A 1468-nucleotide genomic window follows, 5' to 3' on the forward strand; every position below is an offset into this window, starting at 1 on the left:
AATTTATATGGTCAAGATATTACTAATTATGTGAAGGATAACTCAGATAAAGCATTAAATGGCTGTGATGCACCTTATCAATTGACGTTAGAAGTGGAAGATGTGAGCATTAAGACAGAATATGGTATTCCTTCTGAAAGTGATAAATTTACTGGAAATAGGCATACCTATTATCTTTATCCCAAAATGGATAAACCACAATTTTGTTATGCTATGCCTAATTTAGAATATGATTGGCATTCAAATGATATACCTTACGATGGTGCAGTTTCTTCTCTTAACGATCCGCATGGTGATTGGAATAAATATAGAGGGTTTTATGCTTATAATCCAGCGAATCCTGGAGCAAACTTTCCAACCACAGGCTCTCATAATTTATTTTTTTACTTGAGTGTTGCAGGAATGAAAGCGCAAGATATAGTAAATAAAAATGGTCGAACAATTTCGACGGGAGGGGTAACATTAACGTTAAATGCTGAAAATAAGCTACCTACAGGGCTTGTAAAAATTAACTTAACGGGTCCTAAGGAGAGTAATCCTGGTTCTTTTATTCCTTCAACATTTTATTTACACGATAAAAACAATGACCCATTGTATAATTTTAGATTAGAGCGTTGGTATGTCACTAAAAAAGGTGGTGCAGGGGGGTATCAAAATGCAGTAGCATTTTGTGATAACTTTAATGGTGGTGGATATCGTATGACCAAAGTACTTGATTTTACCAATGCAAGACGAAGTGGCAATTGGCAAAACGGTATCGCTGACTTGTTCTATAAAAGAAAAATTAGTTATAAAATGAATGGTTATTGGATGGGGGGATTATTTAGCGAATGGGGACGAGTGACTCAAATCTACTATAAAGATAGTGATTGGGAATTTTTTCAAGTTGGCGATCCTGCTTGGGGGGAGCTAAGAGGGTATTATTGGACATCAGATCTTATTGACTTTTATACTCGCGTTGTAGAGACAAATACAGGTGTTATTGGCGGTAGAGATCTTTCAGATCAAGACTATAGAGGAGCTTGCGTTACACCATAATTTTCTCTTCAATAATGACTATTTAAATAAAAATACTTGGTATTTTGTTTAAATAGTCGATTAAACTTTTTAGCTATAAAATATTTAGATTAATTTAACCATAAAGTTTATGCCCATTCATGATGAATAATTCTTACAATTTACATTTCTTTACAAAAAAGTCCGCCAAAAAACTAGCCAACTATTTCTTAAACGGCTATACTTTAATCGCTTTAGAAAGACAAGCTTATTAAATAAGCGATTAACCATAAAAAATCTAAATAAAACAAAATATTACTTGACAGGTGGAACAAAATGCAGTACCATTTTAGGCACAAGGCACAAGGCACAAGCACTGGCAAACTTATGTCTTAAATTTATCAAATAATCCTATTCGACAAGTTTTTACTCGAAGCTCATTTATATCATCGAAATTATCTCTCGAATTATT

Annotated in this window: 1 protein-coding gene; it reads left to right on the forward strand. The window is 33.4% G+C overall.

Annotated elements, in window-relative coordinates; genetic code table 11:
* The coding region (locus A9G37_RS12915; protein WP_176701901.1) for a hypothetical protein at positions 1-1038 on the forward strand (1038 nt) is incomplete at its 5' end.
* Positions 1039-1468: the final 430 nt, after the last annotated feature.

Source organism: Gilliamella sp. GillExp13 (assembly GCF_001690815.1).
GTDB classification, from domain to species: Bacteria; Pseudomonadota; Gammaproteobacteria; order Enterobacterales; family Orbaceae; genus Gilliamella; species Gilliamella bombi.